Genomic DNA, 21,120 nt, shown 5'->3' with positions numbered 1-21,120 from the left:
TATATCATTAAGAATGGCTTAAACAGTCAACTTTAATATAGTAAGAGTGGTATTGGTAAAGTTATGAAGTTGGGCTGGGGTTGCACTTGCATTTACCAATTGAATAGTTGTAGGAACGACTCCTACAGTAATAATGACTTCTGCCGAAATTGGTCCGCCACCGTTACCCGTGAAGGGAACAGGGGTAACAGGGATTCCATTTACGGTAAGGTTAAAGTTAGCATCACCTTGGTTATGAATTGTAAAATCTATTAGATAGCTCCCCGTTTCGTTGATTGTTATCGTTGTAGATGGAGGAGTGAAAGTAAATGCACCACCAACATTAGCTAAAACTCCTGTAAAGGTAATTGGTGAGTTACCCGGAACTGTGTCAGTTCCCGTACCAGGATCTGCTCGGAAAACACTTAAGAAGTCTGTTATCCCGGCGCCTGCAGGCCCTGCTGCCCCCGTTGCTCCTGCTGGTCCTACCGCCCCCGCTGGACCTGCTGGACCTACCGCTCCTGCCGGTCCCACTGGTCCTGCTGGTCCTACTGCTCCTGCTGGTCCTGTTGGTCCGACAATTCCTTGAAAACCTTGTAGCCCTTGCTGGCCTTGAGCGCCTGGAACTCCCTGTGGACCCGGCAGTCCCTGCGGTCCCTGAGGTCCCTGAGGTCCTTGAGGTCCTTGAGGTCCTCGGATCCCTTTAACAATAACTTTCGGTAACACTTTGACTTTTTTAACTACACATCTTCTAAATTTTCTCCGATGCATATTCTTCTGCCAACAATAATGTCGAAACATAATTAATGGTCACCTCCAAAGTCTAGTCAAAGTAGCTTATTGTGCAATTAACCAAAAAGATTGGGCTTTTGACTTCATTTCAGGAAAATAGGCATAGGTCTGATCCTATCGTGTTAGCATTATTACAGCTCATCCTTCTGAAGCTTAATACCCAGTTCAATCAACCGGTCCAAATCCTACACTGTCTGTATTTTTATATTTCCAGCTTGCAAATCCTTTACCCAAAAAGGGAGATGAGATAATGACTAGATTGTTAGATGCTCGAACATCTCAAAACGCAAGTTACGGTAATACAATCTCTATTCCCTTGCCAGCCAATACACCCGTTGCCATTGCTGAGCTTGGCTTAGATGTAACGGGCGCAGGGGAAAACATGCGTGTACAATTATCCGGGATAGCTGAGCTTGCATTTCCTACCCCTCCACCATTCGACTCCGTTATTTCTTTTTCCATTGTTAGAGGCAATTTCGATTCGCTTGTTGCTTACGCCCTTTACTCTGTAAGCGTCTCCGAAGCAAACCCAAACGCTGTACAGGTCGTCACCATCTTCCGATTACAATATCCCTCTACCACCTTCAAATGAATTGGTGTATACCTTATATCTATTTTGCACAGCAGATGCTACCCGAATAGGAATAGAAAGTTTTAATGCTGTTGCCTACTCAGATTAAAATTGAACCATCCCATGGAGGGCAAAGCCCTCTTATTTTTCTTCTATCTGTCCTTGAGAGACGATACTTTCCATCTGTCGTTCTTTTTTGGTATAGTTTACTTAAAGGGGCTGATCAAATGGGATTCATGCTTATTTTTATTGCGATTATTTTTTTCTCACTTGGTATTTTAAGTAAACGAAATCCCACTTGGGGATGGCGTGCAAACGAAGCCTGGAAGATCAAAGGTGACTCTGAACCAAGTGATGCTTACATTGATGACATGAAATTTAGAGGCTCTGTTTCGATACTCTTTGGGTTCTTCTTTTTAACATGTGGACTTTTAGTTATATTCCTGTAAATTCTACTATCTGTTTTCAATCCTCAAAATACCCTTATCCAAAAGACACTTGCTGTTTAGCTGAAGCTCCTAAAATATCATTTAGCATATTTTCAAAAACAGAAATCTGTCTCTTATCCATAGTTTCCACTAATCGAACTTCCTTAATCTTAGACCGGCCTGCCGCTGTAATAAGTGTAAAGATCATTTTTCTCCCATTGTATTTACTCATCTAACCAGTCACCCTATAAGGAAGAACAATGTAGAAACTCGACTCGTCACTCTGGAGAGCGAGCGACTTAGAGGAACTAGTATACCCGAGTGTAGTCACTTCGTTTTCAAAGACTTTCAAGACATCCAACACATATTTTGCATTCAGCGTTAGTTTAAAAATTTCCCCCTTGAAAGCGATTGCCGTTATGCTTTCTGTTCGGGCAAACGCATATATAACATCATGCGCTATTGCTACTTGAAGCTAGGGCTACAATGAAGTATGTACAGGAGAGACTTGGACATAGTAGCATCAAAATAACAGCCAACCTTTATGCACACATCTCCAAAAAATAGAGATGAATAGCATGGAGAACTATGAGTCTGTTACTGAAAATTTATTCTGATAATAAAATTTTTGAGGGCAATTAGGGGGCAATTATAAATAAACTTAATAAATTTTTTTACCTACCACAAACAAAAAAATCCCTCAACGCTTAGAGCGCCAAGGGATTTCCCATTTTAGTAAAGAGTCAGATATTGATCGCGTTCCCATTGATGAACCTGTGTTCTGTACATATCCCATTCAATTTCCTTAAGCTCATAGAAGTAGGCCAGAGCATGATCGCCCAGTGCGTCAGAGATAACTTCGCTCCGAATAAGCTCAGACAAAGCTTCTTTCAAGTCTGCTGGCAGACTTGGAATGCCTTCTTCAATCCGCTCTTCCTCAGACATCACGTAAATGTTACGATCAATCGGAGCCGGCAGAGCCAACTGACGTTTGATACCATCCAAACCTGCTCTCAGCATCACTGCCAAGGCCAAATAAGGATTCGCTGCCGGGTCAGGGTTACGAACTTCGACGCGAGTGCTCAGACCACGGGACGCAGGAATCCGAATCATTGGACTGCGATTGCTTGCAGACCAAGCCACATAACAAGGCGCTTCATAACCTGGTACGAGACGTTTGTAGGAATTTACCGTTGGATTCGTGATCGCTGCCATTGCACGTGCATGTTTAAGAATACCAGCCATATAGTGGCGGGCCGTCTGGCTTAATCCGAGTTCGTCCGTTTCATCATAAAATACGTTTTCATTGTCCTTAAACAACGATTGATTGCAGTGCATACCGGAACCATTTACACCAAACAAAGGTTTTGGCATAAAGGTAGCATGCAAACCATGCTGACGAGCAATCGTCTTAACAACGAGCTTGAACGTTTGAATCTGGTCGGCAGCTTTAATCGCATCTGCATATTTAAAGTCAATTTCATGCTGACCAGGTGCAACTTCATGATGAGATGCTTCAATTTCGAAGCCCATCTCTTCAAGCTTAAGTACAATTTCACGACGGCAGTTTTCACCCAGATCCATCGGAGCCAGGTCAAAATACCCGCCTTGGTCATTTAGTTCTGTAGTTGGCTCGCCTTTTTCATCCGTTTTGAACAAGAAGAATTCAGGCTCTGGTCCGACATTCATCGAAGTGTATCCCAACTCTTCTGCTTCCTTAAGTACACGTTTCAAGATGCCCCGCGGGTCACCTGCAAACGGAACTCCATCCGGCTTATAAATATCGCAGATTAAACGAGCTACACGATCCGAGGTTACCCAAGGGAATACCACCCAAGTGTCCAAATCCGGATATAAATACATATCAGATTCTTCAATACGCACATAACCTTCTATGGAAGAACCGTCAAACATCATTTTATTATCCAATGCCTTTTCCAGTTGACTAACCGGAATTTCAACGTTCTTAATAGTGCCCAGCAAATCTGTAAATTGCAAACGAATAAAACGAACATTTTCCTCTTTCGCAATCCGAAGGATATCTTCTCTGCTATAACTCACTCTAACCTCTCCCTTTCTGTAACGACTATATACGAATCTGTTGTTCTATAAATACTTAAATGATGAGACCTGATTTTAAAGTAAGGCGACCTTGTACCAAGAGGTAGGTCAAAGCATTATCTCTTATTGAAGAACCGTGATAATTCGCCTTGGATTAGGGATACCTGTCCTGGTCTTTTGCCTGCAACAAGTTGTTGTTTCAGTAAGCGATGAAGCTGAGTATCGGACATTTCACGGCGTTTGACTTCCGTATCTGCAGTAATAACCGTAGCTTCCTCCGATTCCTTGGTAACCGGATTCATGACTTGTTTAATTCCCGCAATGTTAACACCCTTCTCGATCAACGCCTTAATTTCAAGCAGACGCTCTACGTCATTAAAAGAAAAAAGACGTTGGTTTCCCGATGTACGGGCAGGAACTATCAAGTTATGCTGTTCATAATAACGAATCTGACGTGCTGACAAGTCCGTTAGCTTCATGACAATACCTATTGGAAATAAGGCCATATTTCTGCGAATTTCGTCGCCCATTTGTCATCAACCTTCCAGTGATCTATTATTCACCTTATTGTACATTTAGCTGATGCAAAGTGTCAATGACATGTTAGAAAAACTCACAATAATTTACGTTCTTTCATCGTTTGCAGAGCCATAAGCACTCCAAATTTAACATGAGAGTAGGTTAAGCCCCCTTGCATGTAACCAATATAAGGCTCACGAATCGGAGCATCTGCAGATAGTTCCAAACTTCCCCCTTGTATAAACGTACCTGCTGCCATGATAACTGGATGCTCATAACCAGGCATATCCCACGGCTCCGGCACCACATGGCTATCCACGGCAGCCGCACGCTGAATACCCTGTACAAAAGCAATTAGATGTTCTGGTCCGCTAAAAGAAATAGCCTGAATCAAATCCGTACGCTCTTCATGCCAGGCAGGTTTGGTCTCAAATCCCATCTCCTCAAAGACCGCAGCTGCGAATACACTCCCTTTAACCGCTTGCCCAACCAGTGTTGGGGCAAGGAATAGTCCCTGAAATATGCCTCGTGTAGTACCTAACATGGCACCTACTTCTCCACCGATTCCAGGTGCAGTTAATCGGTAGGATGCCAGCTCTACATACTTTTGTTTGCCGCAGATATATCCACCCGTTTCTGCAATGCCACCACCGGGATTTTTAATCAACGAACCTGCCATCAAATCGACACCGACCTGAGTAGGTTCCAGCTTCTCGGTAAATTCACCGTAGCAATTGTCAACAAAGACAATGACGTCAGGTTTTATTTCCTTCACACGTGCTGTCATTTCTTCAATATCTGCTACACTAAACGAAGCTCTCCAATCATAACCGCGTGAACGCTGAATACCGATCACTTTGGTCTTGGCATGGATAGCAACCTCCACCGCTTCCCAGTCCACTTTACCTTCCGCTGTCAGTGCGGTTTCTCCATAAGTAACGCCAAAATCTTGCAATGATCCTGTTCCGTCGCCGGGCTTACCAATCACTTTGTGCAGGGTATCATAAGGCCTCCCGGTAATGTATAACAGTTCATCCCCTGGACGCAGCACACCAAATAAAGCAGTGGCAATTGTATGAGTACCCGAGGCAAAATGCGGACGCACCAACGCTGCCTCCGCACCGAACACATCCGCATAGACTTCTTCCAACACCTCACGTCCCCGGTCATTGTAAGCATATCCCGTAGAACCCGCAAAATGAAAATCACTCACTTGCTTCCGCTGGAATGCCTGAATTACCTTCCACTGATTTGAATCTACCATATGATCTATGTGCTGTATACGTTCTTGTATTTTATGTTCTGCCGTTTCCTGAATTTGCTGAATTTCTGGACTAAAAACTACCATTTACCTTCTTGACCCTCTCTCTTACGCAGCCTTAGGCTATTCATGTTATATTATTGTTCACTTTGAACGATGAGCATTATCATTTTATTGACCCAAAAACATCATTACATGTTAACCTTCTGTGAACTCGCTGAGTGCATGACCATACTTTTCGTACTCGCCTCTTTGAATTTCAACCTCATAAATGACATCATTTCCATCATACTCTGTCAGCAGTACATCTCCGATTCGATAAAGCACCGAGGTTAAATCCCCACGTTCCGCAGGAATGCGGAATCTCAGCGTATCACCGCTCAGATGCTCTTGAATCAGTTCACGAATGCGCAGCAAATCGCCTTCATCAAAAGCGCTAATTTTCAAATAGCCCTCCCCAGAAGGAAGCATTTCCAGTTGCTCAGGGGTACAGGCATCTTTTTTGTTAAATAATACGATCTGAGGCTTGTCCGCAGCCCCTAGCTGTTGTAAGATCGTCTCTACAACTTTCATCTGTTCGTCTCGCATATCCGAAGACGCGTCTACGACATGCAAAATGAGATGAGCCTCATTCGCCTCCTCCAAAGTAGCCCGGAAGGAAGCAACCAAATCATGAGGGAGATTTTGGATAAAACCGACCGTATCCGTAAGAATAACTTCTTTTCCACTCGGTAGCTCCATTGTTCTGGAGGTAGGATCCAGCGTCGCAAACAGTTGATTCTCAATATATACATCGGCTGCTGTCAGTTGCTTCAACAGCGTCGATTTGCCCGCATTGGTATAGCCAACAAGTGCAACCTGAACAATGCCGCTCTTTTGTCTGCGCTCCCTGTGCAAATACCGGTGGCGGGTCACTTCCTCCAGTTGGCGTTTCAGATCACTGATTCGATCACGAATATGACGGCGGTCTGTCTCCAGCTTGCTTTCACCAGGACCACGTGTCCCGATTCCACCACCGAGACGCGAGAGATTTTTTCCATGTCCAGACAAACGTGGGAGTAAATATGACAACTGCGCCAGTTCAACCTGAATAATACCTTCCCGTGTTTTTGCACGTTGTGCAAAAATGTCCAGAATCAATTGTGTCCGGTCAATAATTTTGAGATCCAGACTTTCTTCCAGATTCCGTACTTGGGCCCCCGAGAGCTCCTGATCAAAAATAGCTGTATTCGCTCCCAATTCTTCAGCAACTGCGCGCAATTCCTCTACTTTTCCTTTGCCAATAAACCATTTTGAATCCTTAGCTTCCTTATTCTGTGTCAGGACGCTCAATACTTCAACTCCCGCTGTCTCAGCCAGTTTCACCAGCTCATCCAACGAGTATTCCGTATTGATGCCAGATCGTTTGACTTCATCCGTAATTAGACTAACCAGTACCGCCTTGTCCTGCATTTCGGTTTGTGTATCATGAGTGGAGTTCGCCATATTGTTTGCTCCTTTATTTTCATGTCAACTCTCGAACAGAGACCGACCTGATGTTCAGGCCGGCCCCCGCTCGATGTCATACCATTCGATATGATTCAGATTCCTATTATCGCCTATCTTTTGTCCATTTTCAAATCCTCTGGACGCAGCGTCATCAATTCCTGTTTGCCAGGTTGCCCGCTCCGGTACTGATTGAGCAACCTGACAGCTTGGTGCCGAATCGCTTTTTCAATCACGTTACGAACATATCGTGCATTACTAAATGCATGAAGACTGTCATTACGCTCGTTTAGCAAATGCTCCTTCATTTTAATTATGGACTGAGGCATGAGAATATAATCCCGCTCCTTGGCCATCATCTCGGAAATTTGGATAAGCTGATCCACAGTATAATCAGGAAAATCCAACTGGATTGGAAAGCGAGAAGGAAGACCAGGATTTGTTCGTAGAAAAAAGTCCATTTCCCCCGAGTATCCAGCGAGAATCAAAATAAATTGATTTTTTTGGTCTTCCATGGACTTTACCAAGGTATCAATCGCTTCTTTTCCAAAATCCTTTTCCCCTCCGCGTGCCAAACTGTAAGCCTCATCAATGAACAACACGCCGCCAAGAGATTTCTTTACCAGATCTCGCGTTTTTTGTGCCGTATGGCCAATATACTCACCGACCAGATCAGCCCTCTCTACCTCAATCAGATGACCTTTGCTCAGTACACCCATTTTTTGCAGCATTTTAGCGATAATGCGGGCTACTGTCGTTTTCCCTGTACCTGGATTTCCTTTGAAAATCATGTGATATACGTGTGCATTGCTCAATAATCCCGCATCCGTGCGCATATGGGCGATTTGCAAAAAGGCATATACCTCAAATACCAGGTCTTTGATGTTATCCAAGCCGACGAGATGATCGAGTTCTTTCTGAATTTCCTGATAAAGACTGAGATACTGCGGTAGCGCCTGTGACTTGGTTGAAGCCACTGCTTCCGTCTCGTCCACAGTCACCGAAGCTATCGGCTCCGGGCTACGCAGCACGACATTAATTTGTCTGGAAGGTCTCTCCTCCGACCGCTTGCCCGCGGCGATTCCCCGTCCGTTCATGCATCCATCACCTCAACATTTCTTCAGGCACAGCTTACCCTACTAATGTATTCGGTCTGGCATGTCCTTATTAGCATAAAAGCAACGGGAACGTGCACAAAGCCTTTTCTTTAATTCAGGCAACCCAAGTTTGAACGCTGATCCACCACCGTTGCAGCGTCCATTTAGCGTATGCCAATACTTCTCTTGATTGATGAATTGGCATATTCAGCACTTTGGATTCCGTCAGTGCCATCTGAGGATGATCAAATTTCAAGAATTGAGCAATCTCCATCGCCCGAGGGCCATGATAGCTATGTGTGATGATCACGGTGGAGGTCCATCCATATTCATTCATGATGCGCTGGCTATAGAGCAGATTTTCGTAAGTACTGGTCGCATGGTTTTCCAACACAATATGCTGTACAGGGACCCCCCTATCTACCAAATAGCGTTGCATGCCCTCAGCCTCCGTATACGGAAAATCTGGTTTATCCAGTCCCCCACTTACAATTAGACGCTGTACCGTCCCGTTGCGGTATAAGCGCAAGGCTTCTTCCAGCCTTTCCTTCAATCCAGGACTGGGCTCAGCCCCCCACATAGAAGCACCTAGTACGATACCAATTTGCACTTGCTTGAGCGGAGTGGTAGAGGCGGCCGTATTCATGTCCCACACTCGGATACCTGCCCATACCAATCCGACCAAAATGAAAATCATCAAACAAAGTACAATACGCTTGGATACCATAGATATTTTCTTAAGGCGACTCTGCTCGCTTTTCAACTCAGGACGTTTGGGCCCAGTGTCTTTAATCCACTGCAAAACTTTCACCGTTCTCTCTTGAAATCACCGTTGTGAAACCATTCTGCCCGGTGTTTCAGCGACATTTTAAAATAGGGGAACACGTGGGCATCTATCTGATGTAACACATCAGCCGCTGTACGGTTAGCCAATTCTGCCTCTTGCGTTGAGATATGCCCCCGTTGTAACGCCTCCTCCAATTCATCCTCATCCACTAGGAAGATTTCACCGTTTTTAAGCACCACAACATCCAAATACAAATCGTCAAACCATGGGACTCCTTGATCGGTCACACCCTGATTTCGGCAGGTATCAATGTACCATTCAACGATTTGCTCCCGGTTGTCAAACATAGCAGTCACCACATAGTGCTCACCTTTTGGATAATATTGTAGCCAGGAATACCCTTTATCGGCTATGCAAAACGTATGACCACCGTAACTTTTCCATAACGGCTCCTTGAGACTCAAAATTGTATACAGGGTCACATATCCTGTAAACGCGTCACTTTCTACATACCGGCAAGCAAACTTGCGATTGGTGATTCTGCGCCAGTTGGCCCGGTCTCCGAATTTGCGCTTCATAAATGATGTTCCTCTCCAACATTGGTAAAACCAGCTTACCATATTTAAACTGTACACTCAAAAAGACCCCCTTTACCAAAGCAAAAAAAGGTATTCTCAGACCGTGAAACGGTCCGAAAATACCTTTGATTTGAAGCAAATTCAACTTACATAAAGCAATACTTGCTAATCCCGATTGTGACGTCCACGATTGGAGTTCGAATGACCGTTAGAATTGCCTTCTTGAGTTCCATCCGTTGTGACTTCAGTCGTAGATGCATCCGTATTTTCTGGATTTACCATAGTATCTTCATCAGAAATACCTGCATCCGGTGTAGTAGTCTGACCATTTTCCTGATTTATATCGTTTCCATTGCCGGAATTGCTATTATTGTTGCCTGTGCCTCCAGCACCATTCCCACCAGTATCTCCAGGAGATGCCGGAACCTGACCTGAGCCATTATTGTTGTTGATACCGCCAGGAGCGGTATTTCCCTGATCTGTACCGTTTTGTCCGTCTGTAGCCCCGCCATTATCCGGTAAGGTTCCATTCTCGTTTGGATCAGTTCCTTGTTGTGGATCAACCGGAGTAGTCTCTGCCGGAATTTCCACACGGATCGTATTAGAAGCCTCGGATTCTTTACCATCCGCTCCATAAGCCACTACATAATATTCATACGTGTTTCCAGCTATAGGAGACGTATCTTCACCACTCGTGCCCTTCATGGCCTCCATGATTGTTGCAAAGCCTGCATCAGAAGTCCCTTTGCGATACACACGGTATTGTACATTATCCCCCGTCGCCGCAGTCCAGGACAACGATACAATTTGGGTGTCCTGACTATAAGACCCGCTCAGCCCGCTTGGAGCGGTAGCCTGAACCGGCTCTTCTGGCTTCTGCTCAACTGGTGGTTCATATCCCTTCGGCTCGCTGAATTGCGTAACCGGGTGTCCCTTGAGAGCTTCACCCATGACTCTTCCGAAAAAGGCTGCCGACTGCCCACTGTAGTTTCTGAGCATATGTTTGCTGTCCGGCTTATCATAACCCATCCATACTGCTCCGGTATATTCTGGCGTATAACCGACAAACCAGATGTCCCGGTTACCACTGTTACCGCTAATTCCACTTTGGGTCGTACCCGTTTTACCAGCTACAGGCCAGTCAATACGTGCTTTGCGACCTGTGCCGCTATTGACTACATTTTGCATCATTTGTGTCATTTCATAAGCCGTTTTTTCACTCATTACAGATTTAGATTCCTCTTCATGAGTATAAACTACCTGATCATCACTATTATTAATTTGTTTAATGGAATAAGCCTTTTGGAATTGTCCTTTATTGGCAAAAGCGCTGTAGGCCTGCGCCATTTCAAGGGTATTCGTTCCTTTGCTTAATCCACCCAATGCGATAGCAAGTGAGTGATCATTTTTGTCCATCGGAATGCCTACGCTCTCGGCAAATTGAACCCCTTTTTCCACACCGATTTGGTTCAGCAACCATACAGGCGGAATATTTTCAGACTTCGTAATGGCATCGAGCATGCTGATGGTCGACGAGTAACCATGCAAGTTTTTCGGACTGTATCCGTTAAAACTCTGGCGTTCGTTACTCAAAGGGGTATCCATCGTAAATTTACCGGATTCAAGAGCTGGCGCATAGGCTACAATCGGCTTGAAAGCCGATCCAGGCTGTCTGCGGCTCTGTGTCGCACGATTGAAGGTTCCCTTTTTATAATCCCGTCCGGGTGCCATCGCGGCAATTCCACCTGTTTGGTTGTTAATAATGACCATCGAGGCTTGAACAGGCTGATCGTCAGGACTTTTTTCGAACATGTCATCATCTGCCATCGCCTGATCCAGCGCATTTTGGGCCTGGGCATCCATTGTCGTATGAATCTTATAACCACCAATAATCAAATCATTGCCGCTAACTCCTGGCAGTGCATCCTCTGCCTCATCCATGACGTATTCCATAAAATTTTGATACTTTTGAACTTTTTCTGGTTGTTTATAATTGTAATTTACAGCTTTGGCCTCTTCCATCTCTTGCTTTCCAATCATCCCCTGCTCAAACATCAGCTGGAGAACCACCGCACGTCGTGCCTTTGAGTTCTCCGGGTTACTGATCGGATTATACTTGGATGGCCCTTTTGGTATAGCTGCCAGTGTAGCAATCTGCCACAACTTTAAATCTTTTAAGTTCGTTTGCCCAAAATAGCCTTCCGACGCTGCTTTAATTCCAGAATACGAGCGTCCAAACCAAATCCGGTTCAGATAAAGGGTAATAATCTCATCTTTAGTCAACCTCCGCTCCAGCGCCATTGCGATGGATACCTCGGTCGCTTTACGGAAAAAGGTTTTGTCACGTGTCAAAAACAAGTTTTTGGCCAACTGCTGAGTCAGCGTACTGCCGCCCTCCACTGCCGAACGAGCCACGATATCCTTAACGGCTGCCCGGCCGATAGACCAAATATCAACCCCTTGATGCTCCATAAAACGCTTATCCTCGGTTGCGATAAATGCTTTTTTGAGCAGGTCTGGTATTTCTTCACTTTTAACAGGATCGCTTTTTTGCACAGACAACTCACCCATGAGCACACCGTTGCGGTCATAAACCTTCGATGTCTCGTTCACTGTAATTTTGTCCTTGTTGGCTTCGTAAATTTTTTCACCATTTATCATGACAAATAAATACCCGCCAAGTGCACAGAATATGGCTAAGGCCGCTGTAATAAATAGCGTCCACCCCACTCGCTTACCTGTTATTTTCTTTTTCTTGCCCTTCGGCTTCTCTTTAGATGTGTTTCTATTGCGATTGCCGGATCTGGACAATGAATCGTTTGGCATTCCCCTGACTCCCTTTCGCGAATAATCATATGATACCTAACATAAGCCAAAAGCTTGCTGTCGGCAGCATGAAAGTAAACGGAATGAAAAGAACAACCCTGATCAGGTTGCTCCCGGTCACATTCCTATACAGTTAGACGAGACGGACGCCTGAAAAGTTTCATGAACCCGGGCGACCGTCAAGCCGTAATCAGTTATCGCTAGCGTTATCCTGTTGCTGTACAAGCGATACATTGCGTTGCGGTGTAAAGGTGGAGATGGCATGCTTGTAAATCAGCTGTTGCTTTCCATCCGAGTCGATAACAATCGTAAAATTGTCAAATGCTTTAATCGTCCCTCGCACTTGAAATCCATTGATGAGGTATACCGTTACAGGTATAGAATCCTTGCGCAATTGATTCAGAAACGTATCTTGGATATTAATGGACTTGTTCATTTTAGCCGTACCCCCAATAATCATTTGGATTGTTTTGAAGTATATTCAAGGTCTGTCCGGAACTTTCCTGCTATAATTTCGTGTATTCGGGCTGCATGAGCAGAAAAATTTCCGAAATCAGTGACATCTACCCACTGGATATCCTTCATATGGCGAAACCACGAGAGCTGTCGCTTCGCAAAATGACGCGTATCCCGTTTTAGCCAAGTCACCGCCTCTTCCAAAGACACCTCTCCCCGCAGGTAGGAGGATATCTCTTTATAGCCTAGACCTTGCATGGAGATGGCATCGCTTCGCACTCCCCGTTCCATTAAGGAGGTTACCTCAGCAACAAGCCCTTGATCGAGCATCCCGTCAATTCGGTCTTCAATACGTTTATATAGCATTTGCCTATCCATTGTCAAACCTACGATGCAGAGTTGGTAGGGAGATTCCTTTTTTTGACTGGCAAGTTGAGAGCTAAGTGTCGTTCCGCTAACATGGTAAATTTCCAGTGCCCGAACGACACGACGACGATCATTAGGATGCAGACGAAGTGCACTTTCGGGATCAACCGCCTGTAGTCGCGCATGAAGCGCGTCAGCTCCAAACTGTTCGGCATAGTCAAGCTGTTCCTGACGAAAAGCTTCGTCAGCCCCCACCTCGGAAAACTGGTATTCATAGCAGACTGATTCTACATATAAACCTGTTCCGCCTACGATAAACGGTAGCTTTCCTCTAGATTGAATATCAGGTATGAGACGACGACAGTCTTCCTGAAATTGGGCTACTGAATATGGGTATTCAGGCTCATGAATATCAATTAAATGGTGCTTGATTCCTTCCATTTCCTGTTCGGAAATTTTGGCAGTTCCAACGTCCATATGACGGTATACCTGCATGGAATCCCCGGAAATAATTTCCGCGTCAAATTGTCGAGCCATCTCGATGCTTAGTTTCGTCTTGCCAACCGCAGTCGGGCCAACAAGAACAAGTAATTTAGGCTTAGGTGCCACTGTCAATATCAATCACTCCGTACACTGTTTTCGTTGTGCCCCGCTGCTCCACACGGAAGCCGAGGCGGGCAAATTCCCCGCTACCCCGTTTTTCTTTTAATACAATTGTTTTTCGTGCAATCCGTTTCGCATGAATAATACTTTCCTCACTCAACGCGTCTGGGTTAGCCAACCCTCTCAATGGACCGATTGCGCTGGAATCGAGCAATGGATCACGGAACATAGGGTCAAAGTAAATAATATCTATACTGCGATCCGGCAAACTACGCAAATAGTCCAAATGATGACCAAAACGAACATCAATGTTGGAAAAGGCCTGATCTACTTCAGCGTTGCCGGAACGGTAATGCCTCATTCCATCCTTGATTAAAGCATAGACGGGGAAAGAACTCTCCACAGCCGTGACTTGTCCAGAGCTTCCCGTTCCAATTGAAAATAGAAGAGAATCCGTACCAAGTCCTGCGGTGCAATCCAGCACAGTATCACCCGGGACGATCCGGGTAGCCGTCAACATCGGGTCAGGTTCACCCTTTAATACCCGTTTGGCGCGAATGAAGCCCATACTCGGGTGAAAAACCATCGGTGATTGTTCTGGACTAATCAGCCTCACTCCGCCCTGCACCAGAACCAATGCTTGGCGGACTCTGTGAGCCGCGATTAGCTTAGCTACCGATATGCCACGACGAGGGGCATACAACACCTCTAACTCGGCTGCAAGCAGCTTCGCTCGCTCCACAACCTCAGCCGAGGGGGAATCCCCTGTCGTGACCAGTAATTCGACTTTCTTCTCCCGTAGCCTCGACCGCTCTTCTTCACGGTTTTCCCGATCCTGTAACATATATATACTCCCTTACATTACTCTTTTAAACAGCTTCTCTAAATCATATGTGGAAAAGGAAACCACAATAGGTCGCCCATGAGGGCAAGTATATGGTTGTTTGCACGCTGCCAAACGCTCTAGCAGCACGCTAGCCTGTCGGTCAGTCAGCTTCTGGTTTGCCTTAATCGAAGCCCGGCAGGAGCACATGATCGAGGCTGCTTCCCGCAGCTTTGCAAGATCAATGGCTCTTTCCTCGAGCACCCATCCGGCCATTTCCTCAATAACATCCGCTTCTTCCCCTTGGGGAAGCCAGTACGGGTAAGAGCTGACACGGAAAGTTTGACCGCCAAAATGCTCCAAATACACCCCCGCCTGCTCAAACCAGTGCAGCCTTGTTTTCAACTTTTCTGTCTCGGAAGGCGTAAAATCCAGTGTAATTGGCAGTAGCAATTCCTGCGATACTGACTCGGGATTACCGAATTTTTCATAATAAAATTCATAATTGACTCGTTCATGTGCGGCATGTTGATCAATTAAATACAAGCCCTGGTCGTTCTGTGCAATCAGATATGTCCCGTGGTGCTGACCGATTAAATTCAGTTCAGGAAAAGTGGGCAACTCTGGAACTTCTCCCGACACCACTGCCAATTGCTCTACATTCAGACGTTGCTGGCGAGGCTTCTGATCCGTGAAATGACGGGAATCCGTAGCGTGTCCTACAATCGGCGGCACAGAAGATGGGTAAGCAGCAGAAGCAGCCGTTTCCTTTATCCCTTCACTGTATAAAGAAGATGTGCCTATTGCAGCATTATCTCCTTCGGGCGACTGTACAGTCGCTCCATCAGGGAGCGGCACGTCCCCTCTAACTTCACTCCCGTTGTTTTCTTCCACAAAATCTGCATCCAGTTCATCATCACTAATACTTTTACCTGAAAGGTTGTTTGCCCGTCCAATGGCTGAGAGGCTACCCCTGCTCGGACGTTGCTCACGCTCCTGGCTACCTCTGTTATTCTCTTCGTTTCTGTTCAAGTAATTGGATTGGCCCGGTACCTGGTTCTCCGGCGAGGTCACGGAAAGTGGCAGTGCTCCCCCCCGGTCTTTGCCGGAAGGAGCATCCCCTTCCGTAGCATTTCCCTTTGAGAAGTGAAACTGCTCCTGCACAAACGAGCCACTGTCCTTGCCACCGATCTCGCGCTTGACTGCCTTCGGAATCAGCACTTGCTGCCCTAAAACAGCTTTTACCGAATCCTCGACCAACTGAAACAGTTCAGCTTCTTTGCTGAACCTTACCTCCAGCTTGGCAGGATGAACGTTAACATCCACCAAAGAAGGATGCATTTCCAGTTGGATCACAGCCAGCGGAAAACGATTGATCGGCAATAAGGTATGATATGCCTTGAGCAACGCCTGATTAAGCCCGTAGCTACGCACAAAACGTCCATTCACTACCGTCGATATCGCATTCCGATTCGATCTGGTCCACTCTGGGCGGCTGATATAGCCGCTAATTCGGTAATCGAGGCTCTCTCCTTCCAGCAGCAGCATGGACTTCGCCGCAGAAGTTCCATAAATAGCGGCAATCACCTGGAGCAAATCACCATTACCCAGCGTTTGCAACAATGTATTGCCATTATGCCGCAATGTGAAGGCAACCTCAGGGTGCGAAAGCGCCATTCGGTACAATACATCCGAAATGTGTCCCAGCTCGGTCTGGATTGTTTTCATATATTTCAGCCGTGCAGGTGTATTATAGAACAGCTCCCGTACGGTAAAATCCGTCCCTTGCCTGCTAGCGGCATCCTCGTGAAGCACCAGCTTGCCGCCCTCAATCACCAATTTACGGGCACGCCCGTCATCTCCGGCTGCTGTAAGCAGCTCTACTTTCGATACAGCCGCTATACTTGGCAACGCCTCTCCCCGAAAGCCGAGACTTGTGATCTGAAACAGGTCGCGACCATGTCCAATTTTGCTTGTCGCGTGCCGATAGAATGCCGTCTCCACATCCTCAGGCTCAATGCCACTTCCATTATCCGTCACCCGGATACTTTGCAGACCGCCCTCTTCTACCCATACGTCCACCCGCGTACCGCCTGCATCAATCGCATTTTCCACCAGCTCCTTCACGACGGAGGCTGGACGTTCCACGACCTCACCGGCAGCAATCTGGTTCGCAATATGTTCATCCAGTACCCGAATTTTAGACATCCTTTTAACCTCCTCCTGACTTCAAAGTGTGATGAAAAATAGGAATAAATGTCACTTATTTTAACTACAGGCCATTGGCCTTGTTTTTAAGATCATTTAACAGCTGCATTGCCTGTAAAGGAGTCATATTCATGACATCAGCATTTTTCACCTTGCGCAAAATTTGGCGCACAATCGGATTAGCCTCTACTGTCTCTGCATGGGGCTTGGAGGCGGCAAGCTCCTGCTCTCCGAAAATGGACAGCTGTACCACTTCGGTTGCTCCTTGCTCCAACCTGCTGGAATCCTCCACAGTCTGCAGAGTATCTTCTTTTACAAGGGTGGCCTGCTGTGATAAAGACTGAGTTGATGATGCAGTTTCTCCGCTTTCTCGCAATGTCTGGCCTGAATTATATTCGGTCAAAGAAGAAATATCTTCCGTCCCTGAAACTGTACGAAGATCAGTCCCTTCCTTCCCTCCTACTACTATCTCGGTACCTGCCGTTACTTGAGCTGCTGCCTGTTCAAAACCATTCAGCAGTCCATTCGCTCGCTCAATAATGTTATTGGGCAAGCCTGCAAGCCGAGCACAATAAATGCCATAGCTACTGCTAGCCGCTCCCGGTATGAGCTTGCGTAGGAAATTCACCTTGTCGCCGCTTTCCTGCACGGCCATAGAGTAATTTCGCAGCGAAGACAGGCCTTGCTCCAAATGCGCCAGCTCATGGAAATGCGTGGATACCAGCGCCTTACAGCCGATCGTGTCATGGACAAATTCGATGACTGCCTGTGCAATTGCCATCCCTTCACTAGTGGACGTACCTCGTCCCAGTTCATCAATAATGATCAAGCTTCGCGGAGTTGCCTTGTCCGTCATCACTTGGATATCTGCCATTTCGACCATAAACGTACTCTGCCCGCCGATGAGATCATCCGCCGCGCCGATCCGTGTAAAAATGCGATCCAGCATTGGCACCTTGGCACGTGCAGCTGGGACAAAGCAGCCAATTTGAGCCATAATTGCAATAAGCGCAACCTGACGCATATACGTACTTTTCCCAGCCATGTTCGGCCCGGTGATAAGTAGAATATGCGCATCGCCTTCCTCCAACACCGTGCTGTTGGCGATAAAACCGCCATCTTTCATTACGGCTTCCACCACGGGATGGCGCCCCTGCTCCACTACGAAATCATATCCTGTAGTCAGCTCAGGTTTCACGAATCCCCGTTCCGCACTAACCGATGCCAGCGACTGATACACGTCAATTTCAGCCACTTGCTCTGCCAGCTTTTGCAAACGGGGAATTTCAGCGTTTAGTTTACTGCGAAGCTCGGTAAAAAGCGTGTACTCCAGATCAACCATTTTATCCTCGGCTTCCAGAATTAGAGATTCCTTTTCCTTCAACTCCGGTGTGATATACCGTTCCGCATTCGCCAACGTCTGTTTGCGTTCATATCGACCTTCTGGTAATGAAGCCAAATTGGATTTGGTCACCTCGATATAATAACCAAATACTTTGTTGTATCCAATTTTAAGTGACCGAATGCCGGTTGCTGCACGTTCCTTGGCCTCTAGCTCAGCGATCCAACGTTTACCGTTCACACTCGCCTCGCGCAGTTCGTCCAGACGCTGATGGTAGCCTTCCTTAATAAGGCCTCCATCCCTTACGGAAATTGGCGGTTCATCCGCCACCGCTTCCTCAATCAACGCACACAGGTCTGTACAGCTATCCAGCGTTTGTGCAATCCGTCTCAGCGTCTTCGAAGGAGATCCAGCGCACAGCTCGCGTAAAGAAGGAATTTGGGCCAGCGACAGCTTGAGGGCGATCAGATCACGTGCATTAGCACTACCAAAGGCGATCCGCCCAACTAGACGCTCCAGATCGTAAATCTCTTTAAGCTGAGCACGTACATCCTCTCGGAAAATAAACTGGTGGTATAGCTTGTCCACCGCCTCCAAGCGTTCCTCAATAAGACTGCTGCTCAACAGTGGCTTGTCAATCCAACGACGCAACAGACGCGCTCCCATGGAAGTCTCTGTGCGGTCCAACAGCCACAGCAGCGAGCCTTTCTTGGAGCGTTCCCGTACCGTCTCCACCAGTTCCAGATTCCTGCGGGTAAATGGATCCAGAATCATAAAATGGTTTGGCTCATATACCGAGATTTGGGTCAATTGGCCTAACGATCTTTTTTGTGTTTCATTCAAATAGGAAATCAAGCGCGATACGCACCGTCTGCGTTCCTCCGTAAGCCTTGCCCACGTGGCTTCCCCAAATTGATCCCGAACCAGATCATCCTTGGATTTGTCCCAAGCTGTATACACAACACGCCGTCCAACGGGGGACATACGGGATGTCACAAAATCCAGCAGATGACCATCCCCCAACATTTCGGAAGGCTCATAAATGTTAATTTCATCTAGTAGCCATTCTTTTGAATCAGGCACAGAGGTCACATACAATTCACCTGTTGACAAGTCGCACGCCGCAAGCGCCAGCATTCCGTCCGTCTCTGTGACACATACCATGTAGTTGTTGGATTTGTCACCCAGCACCTTGCCTTCCATTACCGTTCCCGGGGTCACAACGCGGACAATATCCCGCCGCACCATCCCCTTCGTAGCTGAGGCTTCCTCCATTTGCTCACAGATGGCCACCTTATAACCCTTCTCAATGAGGCGCTGTATGTAATTTTCAGCTGAATGATAAGGCACGCCGCACATCGGAATTTTTTCCGTGGCGCCACCCTCACGACCCGTAAGTGTAATTTCCAGCTCCTTGGATGCAAGAATTGCATCATCGAAAAACATCTCGTAAAAATCTCCCAGACGGAAAAACAAAAATGCATCTTTAGCCTGCTCTTTTATGGATAAATACTGCTCAATCATCGGTGTATATTTGGACATACCGTTCACTAACCCCCACACTTTGTTCCGTTTAAACTTATAATTATCTCTCATTATATCAAAAATGACAGTCGATAACATGAAACCGTTCCTGGTGACGACACTTGATTTTACGTAAGCTTCCAATATGGGCGCAAATCCCGTGATTCATCCCACTGTTTCCCCTTGCGGAGGCTGTCCAGCAATGGCGCTACATAAGCTTCATATTGCGAGTATATTTCCAGTGAAACCATATCCAAAATAAGAGGTTCCATATACTCCTTAAGCACAGATTGATTTCCTTCATAAAAGGCTCTGTGAACCTCCTCCTGACCCAGCGGCCTACGTTGCAAACGCGGATATTGAGAAGCAATGAGAAACGCCATTCCAATCACACCTTTCGCCAGCTGTGGCGAAATAAGAAAACTGGGCAGTGTACGATATTCAAAGCCTCCATACGACTGACGGCGAAAATCACCCAAATTGCCATAATGCGGTCTGCGCCGGACCGCACGCTTGTCTTCCAGTAGCGCCAAAGGCAGTGCCAAATAGTTATCCAGTGCCCGGAGCAAGGCACCGTTTAGCGAAACCCCGCTAAAATGCAGATGTCCGCCCAGCGGAAAACCCGGTTGCGGCATCCCCCCCGCCTGCCAGATGAGTGTGCGGTCAGCAATGCGCCGGGCTGCGGTTGCAAAAGCTTGACGCAGATGCTTCAGCAGACGGGCCGGATCTCCACTTGGCGCAGGACGAAGCTCAGCGACTGGATACAGTGTTCGTCCCCGGCGGGTAACAGCATCGCAGCCGACTATGCCGAGACGACCCAAATATCTTGATGCCGGAACGACCCGTCCCTCTGGCATACGAACCAGCACAAATTCAGGGTCCATTCCGATGAGTAGTCGATCTCTGCCTCGTTCCGCTGAAAGATTCTCACCCTCAATATCCCCTTCGCGCGCAGCAATTTCATATAGCGTGGCCAAACGTCTATCATTCAGCCATGGCTGTGCCGAGACTTCGCGCACCTGACAGCTGCGCTCCCCCAGCGGCGTCAGTACCACCTCACCACTGTCCAAACCCAGTGTGTACAACGCACGTACAGCCAGCCGCTCCATCCGGACATAGAGCAGTGAACGTTGATCCAGCTCAGATAGATCGTGTGCGCGGACTTTGGAAGGTCCCTCGATGGCACGTCTACGAATTTCCAACACTCGCAGTTGATGGATTTGCACCGCGTAGCCTATCGCAAAATCTGCAAGGCTGCTATCCATCCACTGCACCGCTATGCCTGAACGCTCCAGTCTACGCTTTTTTTCATCATTTGGCATCTGTCTGAAGCGTATGAGCGCCTGTCCCGGCTGCTGCATCATGTTCCCCCCTACGGACTACGTACGGATTTCACCCAATTTCAACCCAAACA

At 46.8% G+C, this 21,120-nt stretch carries 19 protein-coding genes; 2 read left to right on the top strand and 17 right to left on the bottom strand.

The features are described 5' to 3' along the window. Nucleotides 1-18: 18 nt before the first annotated feature. The gene (locus NLX73_RS04790; RefSeq protein ID WP_254325477.1) at nucleotides 19-780 is read right to left on the bottom strand and encodes a collagen-like protein; all 762 of its coding nucleotides are present in this window, start codon (nucleotides 778-780) and stop codon (nucleotides 19-21) included. Nucleotides 781-1,021: 241 nt separating this feature from the next. Between NLX73_RS04790 and NLX73_RS04785 the strand changes: the two genes are divergently transcribed. Together NLX73_RS04785 and NLX73_RS04780 are read left to right on the top strand one after the other, a co-directional pair. Beyond that, nucleotides 1,022-1,363 (top strand): hypothetical protein, encoded by a 342-nt coding sequence (locus tag NLX73_RS04785; RefSeq protein WP_254325476.1) that lies wholly within the window; start codon nucleotides 1,022-1,024, stop codon nucleotides 1,361-1,363. 65 nt (nucleotides 1,364-1,428) lie between these two features. Next, complete coding sequence (locus NLX73_RS04780) at nucleotides 1,429-1,791, top strand: DUF6199 family natural product biosynthesis protein (RefSeq protein ID WP_254325475.1); 363 nt, start codon at nucleotides 1,429-1,431, stop codon at nucleotides 1,789-1,791. A 34-nt stretch (nucleotides 1,792-1,825) separates the two neighbouring features. Here NLX73_RS04780 and NLX73_RS04775 read toward each other — a convergent pair whose 3' ends face one another. The 16 genes from NLX73_RS04775 to NLX73_RS04700 form a co-directional block, all read right to left on the bottom strand. Further along, complete coding sequence (locus NLX73_RS04775; protein ID WP_254325474.1) at nucleotides 1,826-2,002, bottom strand: hypothetical protein; 177 nt, start codon at nucleotides 2,000-2,002, stop codon at nucleotides 1,826-1,828. Further along, nucleotides 2,003-2,191, bottom strand: a complete 189-nt coding sequence (locus NLX73_RS04770) for a hypothetical protein (RefSeq protein WP_367997087.1) — start codon at nucleotides 2,189-2,191, stop codon at nucleotides 2,003-2,005. Nucleotides 2,192-2,502: 311 nt separating this feature from the next. After that, nucleotides 2,503-3,831 carry a type I glutamate--ammonia ligase gene (gene glnA, locus NLX73_RS04765; RefSeq protein WP_013310575.1) on the bottom strand — a complete coding sequence of 443 codons (1,329 nt, stop codon included), beginning with the start codon at nucleotides 3,829-3,831 and terminating at the stop codon, nucleotides 2,503-2,505. A 116-nt stretch (nucleotides 3,832-3,947) separates the two neighbouring features. Continuing rightward, a complete protein-coding gene (locus NLX73_RS04760) occupies nucleotides 3,948-4,361 on the bottom strand; it encodes a MerR family transcriptional regulator (RefSeq protein ID WP_007430683.1) in 414 nt (137 codons plus the stop codon). Between the two features lie 83 nt (nucleotides 4,362-4,444). Continuing rightward, a complete protein-coding gene (locus NLX73_RS04755) occupies nucleotides 4,445-5,698 on the bottom strand; it encodes a methionine gamma-lyase family protein (RefSeq protein WP_254325472.1) in 1,254 nt (417 codons plus the stop codon). A gap of 111 nt (nucleotides 5,699-5,809) precedes the next feature. Beyond that, entirely contained in the window at nucleotides 5,810-7,096 is a 1,287-nt protein-coding gene (hflX, locus tag NLX73_RS04750) for a GTPase HflX (protein ID WP_013310577.1), read from the bottom strand. A 113-nt stretch (nucleotides 7,097-7,209) separates the two neighbouring features. After that, nucleotides 7,210-8,193 carry an AAA family ATPase gene (locus NLX73_RS04745; protein WP_025718768.1) on the bottom strand — a complete coding sequence of 328 codons (984 nt, stop codon included), beginning with the start codon at nucleotides 8,191-8,193 and terminating at the stop codon, nucleotides 7,210-7,212. A 115-nt stretch (nucleotides 8,194-8,308) separates the two neighbouring features. After that, nucleotides 8,309-9,004, bottom strand: coding sequence for a YdcF family protein (locus NLX73_RS04740; RefSeq protein ID WP_254325471.1), 696 nt, complete (start codon nucleotides 9,002-9,004; stop codon nucleotides 8,309-8,311). After that, entirely contained in the window at nucleotides 9,001-9,558 is a 558-nt protein-coding gene (locus NLX73_RS04735) for a ribonuclease FAU-1 family protein (RefSeq protein ID WP_013310580.1), read from the bottom strand. The genes NLX73_RS04740 and NLX73_RS04735 overlap by 4 nt, the downstream gene beginning before the upstream one ends. A gap of 165 nt (nucleotides 9,559-9,723) precedes the next feature. Then, nucleotides 9,724-12,384 (bottom strand): PBP1A family penicillin-binding protein, encoded by a 2,661-nt coding sequence (locus tag NLX73_RS04730; protein WP_254325470.1) that lies wholly within the window; start codon nucleotides 12,382-12,384, stop codon nucleotides 9,724-9,726. Between the two features lie 190 nt (nucleotides 12,385-12,574). Then, nucleotides 12,575-12,820 (bottom strand): RNA chaperone Hfq, encoded by a 246-nt coding sequence (hfq, locus tag NLX73_RS04725; RefSeq protein ID WP_023989043.1) that lies wholly within the window; start codon nucleotides 12,818-12,820, stop codon nucleotides 12,575-12,577. 20 nt (nucleotides 12,821-12,840) lie between these two features. Continuing rightward, a complete protein-coding gene (gene miaA, locus NLX73_RS04720) occupies nucleotides 12,841-13,821 on the bottom strand; it encodes a tRNA (adenosine(37)-N6)-dimethylallyltransferase MiaA (protein ID WP_069289755.1) in 981 nt (326 codons plus the stop codon). After that, nucleotides 13,805-14,653 (bottom strand): class I SAM-dependent methyltransferase, encoded by an 849-nt coding sequence (locus tag NLX73_RS04715; RefSeq protein ID WP_254325469.1) that lies wholly within the window; start codon nucleotides 14,651-14,653, stop codon nucleotides 13,805-13,807. The genes miaA and NLX73_RS04715 overlap by 17 nt, the downstream gene beginning before the upstream one ends. A 12-nt stretch (nucleotides 14,654-14,665) precedes the next feature. Further along, nucleotides 14,666-16,840: a DNA mismatch repair endonuclease MutL gene (gene mutL / locus NLX73_RS04710; protein WP_254325468.1), complete on the bottom strand. Its 2,175-nt coding sequence runs from the start codon at nucleotides 16,838-16,840 to the stop codon at nucleotides 14,666-14,668. A gap of 64 nt (nucleotides 16,841-16,904) precedes the next feature. Next, nucleotides 16,905-19,724, bottom strand: coding sequence for a DNA mismatch repair protein MutS (mutS, locus tag NLX73_RS04705; RefSeq protein ID WP_254325467.1), 2,820 nt, complete (start codon nucleotides 19,722-19,724; stop codon nucleotides 16,905-16,907). 110 nt (nucleotides 19,725-19,834) lie between these two features. Beyond that, nucleotides 19,835-21,070 carry a putative amidoligase domain-containing protein gene (locus tag NLX73_RS04700; protein ID WP_254325466.1) on the bottom strand — a complete coding sequence of 412 codons (1,236 nt, stop codon included), beginning with the start codon at nucleotides 21,068-21,070 and terminating at the stop codon, nucleotides 19,835-19,837. Between the last annotated feature and the right edge of the window lie 50 nt (nucleotides 21,071-21,120).

The organism is Paenibacillus sp. CH40 (assembly GCF_024213605.1).
In the GTDB taxonomy this organism is placed as follows: Bacteria; Bacillota; Bacilli; order Paenibacillales; family Paenibacillaceae; genus Paenibacillus; species Paenibacillus polymyxa_B.
Note: the sequence above shows the minus strand (reverse complement) of the source record. Positions and strands in the feature narration are given on the sequence as shown.

Excerpts from the sequence above, each read along its gene's own strand:
- hfq (WP_023989043.1), bottom strand. The coding sequence starts at position 12,820 with ATGAACAAGTCCATTAATATCCAAGATACGTTTCTGAATCAATTGCGC.
- mutL (WP_254325468.1), bottom strand. The coding sequence starts at position 16,840 with ATGTCTAAAATTCGGGTACTGGATGAACATATTGCGAACCAGATTGCT.
- NLX73_RS04755 (WP_254325472.1), bottom strand. The coding sequence starts at position 5,698 with ATGGTAGTTTTTAGTCCAGAAATTCAGCAAATTCAGGAAACGGCAGAA.
- NLX73_RS04785 (WP_254325476.1), top strand. The coding sequence starts at position 1,022 with ATGACTAGATTGTTAGATGCTCGAACATCTCAAAACGCAAGTTACGGT.
- NLX73_RS04780 (WP_254325475.1), top strand. The coding sequence starts at position 1,429 with ATGCTGTTGCCTACTCAGATTAAAATTGAACCATCCCATGGAGGGCAA.
- NLX73_RS04715 (WP_254325469.1), bottom strand. The coding sequence starts at position 14,653 with ATGTTACAGGATCGGGAAAACCGTGAAGAAGAGCGGTCGAGGCTACGG.
- NLX73_RS04760 (WP_007430683.1), bottom strand. The coding sequence starts at position 4,361 with ATGGGCGACGAAATTCGCAGAAATATGGCCTTATTTCCAATAGGTATT.
- hflX (WP_013310577.1), bottom strand. The coding sequence starts at position 7,096 with ATGGCGAACTCCACTCATGATACACAAACCGAAATGCAGGACAAGGCG.
- NLX73_RS04700 (WP_254325466.1), bottom strand. The coding sequence starts at position 21,070 with ATGATGCAGCAGCCGGGACAGGCGCTCATACGCTTCAGACAGATGCCA.
- NLX73_RS04730 (WP_254325470.1), bottom strand. The coding sequence starts at position 12,384 with ATGCCAAACGATTCATTGTCCAGATCCGGCAATCGCAATAGAAACACA.
- NLX73_RS04775 (WP_254325474.1), bottom strand. The coding sequence starts at position 2,002 with ATGAGTAAATACAATGGGAGAAAAATGATCTTTACACTTATTACAGCG.
- mutS (WP_254325467.1), bottom strand. The coding sequence starts at position 19,724 with ATGTCCAAATATACACCGATGATTGAGCAGTATTTATCCATAAAAGAG.
- NLX73_RS04735 (WP_013310580.1), bottom strand. The coding sequence starts at position 9,558 with ATGAAGCGCAAATTCGGAGACCGGGCCAACTGGCGCAGAATCACCAAT.
- NLX73_RS04745 (WP_025718768.1), bottom strand. The coding sequence starts at position 8,193 with ATGAACGGACGGGGAATCGCCGCGGGCAAGCGGTCGGAGGAGAGACCT.
- NLX73_RS04790 (WP_254325477.1), bottom strand. The coding sequence starts at position 780 with ATGTTTCGACATTATTGTTGGCAGAAGAATATGCATCGGAGAAAATTT.